Source organism: uncultured Maribacter sp. (genome assembly GCF_947500405.1).
GTDB lineage: Bacteria > Bacteroidota > Bacteroidia > Flavobacteriales > Flavobacteriaceae > Maribacter_B.
The window spans coordinates 1-2,130 of the sequence record NZ_CANMRY010000031.1 but is presented as its reverse complement, the minus strand read 5'-3'; the positions used below and the strand labels follow the sequence as shown (position 1 = coordinate 2,130).

1 rRNA gene is annotated in these 2,130 nt (G+C 49.1%); it reads left to right on the top strand.

Annotation, left to right across the window (positions count from 1 at the left end):
- Positions 1 to 46: 46 nt before the first annotated feature.
- Positions 47 to 2,130: ribosomal RNA gene (locus Q0945_RS15760) — 23S ribosomal RNA — on the top strand; the annotation flags it as partial.

Genomic DNA, 2,130 nt, shown 5'->3' with positions numbered 1-2,130 from the left:
TTTTTTTTAGTAAAGAAGTACGAATTATAATAGAATAAAGGTCTAGCGACAAGCTGGAAAAGGGCGTATGGGGAATGCCTAGGCTCTCAGAGGCGATGAAGGACGTGATAAGCTGCGAAAAGCTGCGGGGATTGGCACACACGATATGATCCGCAGATATCCGAATGGGGCAACCCGGCATATTGAAGATATGTCATGCGAAAGCAAGCAAACCCGGTGAACTGAAACATCTAAGTAGCCGGAGGAGGAGAAAACAAAAGTGATTCCGATAGTAGCGGCGAGCGAAATTGGATTAGTCCAAACCATTGTTGTTTCGGCAATAATGGGGTTGTAGGACCACGACATTTGACGTGTAATGAATTAGAATACTTTGGAAAGAGTAACCATAGAGGGTGATAGTCCCGTATAAGTAAAGATCATTGTTGATAGTGGTATCCTGAGTAGTGCGGGGCACGTGAAACCCTGTATGAATCCGGCGGGACCATCCGCCAAGACTAAATACTCCTGAGAGACCGATAGTGAACCAGTACCGTGAGGGAAAGGTGAAAAGAACCGTGAATAACGGAGTGAAAAAGATCCTGAAACCATACGCTTACAAGCGGTCGGAGCCCGTAAGGGTGACGGCGTGCCTTTTGCATAATGAGCCTACGAGTTACTTTTACTAGCAAGGTTAAGTTCTTAAGGAACGGAGCCGTAGCGAAAGCGAGTCTTAATAGGGCGCCATAGTTAGTAGTAGTAGACGCGAAACCGTGCGATCTACCCATGGGCAGGTTGAAGCTGTGGTAACACATAGTGGAGGACCGAACCCGTTGACGTTGAAAAGTCTTGGGATGACCTGTGGGTAGGGGTGAAAGGCCAATCAAGCTCGGAAATAGCTCGTACTCCCCGAAATGCATTTAGGTGCAGCGTGTAGATAGTTTTATAGAGGTAGAGCTACTGATTGGATGCGGGGGCTTCACCGCCTACCAATTCCTGACAAACTCCGAATGCTATAAAATGTTTCTGCGCAGTGAGGGCATGGGTGCTAAGGTCCATGTCCGAGAGGGAAAGAACCCGGACCATCAGCTAAGGTCCCCAAGTGTGTGCTAAGTTGACAAAACGCGGTGGAATTGCATTGACAGCCAGGATGTTGGCTTGGAAGCAGCCATTCATTTAAAGAGTGCGTAACAGCTCACTGGTCGAGCGATTCCGCATGGATAATGATCGGGCATAAGCACACCACCGAAGCTATGGCTTTACGTAAGTAAGGGGTAGGGGAGCATTGTAGTGCCGTTGAAGGTGTACCTGCGAGGGATGCTGGAGGAGCTACAAACGAAAATGTAGGCATAAGTAACGATAATGTGGGCGAGAAACCCACACGCCGAAAGACCAAGGTTTCCCCAGCTATGCTAATCAGCTGGGGGTCAGTCGGGACCTAACGCAGACCCGAAGGGGGAAGTGGATGGACAACAGATTAATATTTCTGTACCTGCTCACGCTAAAAGTGACGGAGGCGAGAAGTTGGTGCGTACAGACGGAATTGTACGTTGAAGAGAGTGGTAACACCTCGATAGTACACCGAGACTACGGTCAAGGTGATAATCCAGCATATCGACTTCCAAGAAAAGCAAGTGAAGCAGCCCGTACCGTAAACCGACACAGGTGGTTGGGATGAGTATTCTAAGGCGCTCGAGAGATTCATGGCTAAGGAACTAGGCAAAATAGACCCGTAACTTCGGGAGAAGGGTCGCCCCCTTATGGGGGGCCGCAGTGAAGAGGTCCAGGCGACTGTTTATCAAAAACACAGGGCTCTGCAAAATCGAAAGATGAAGTATAGGGCCTGACACCTGCCCGGTGCTGGAAGGTTAAGAGGAGATGTCATCTTCGGAGAAGCATTGAATTGAAGCCCCAGTAAACGGCGGCCGTAACTATAACGGTCCTAAGGTAGCGAAATTCCTTGTCGGGTAAGTTCCGACCTGCACGAATGGTGCAACGATCTGGACACTGTCTCGGCCATGAGCTCGGTGAAATTGTAGTATCGGTGAAGATGCCGGTTACCCGCAGTGGGACGAAAAGACCCCGTGCACCTTTACTATAGCTTCGTATTGACTTCGGTCAAGCAATGTGTAGGATAGCTAGGAGACTTTGAAG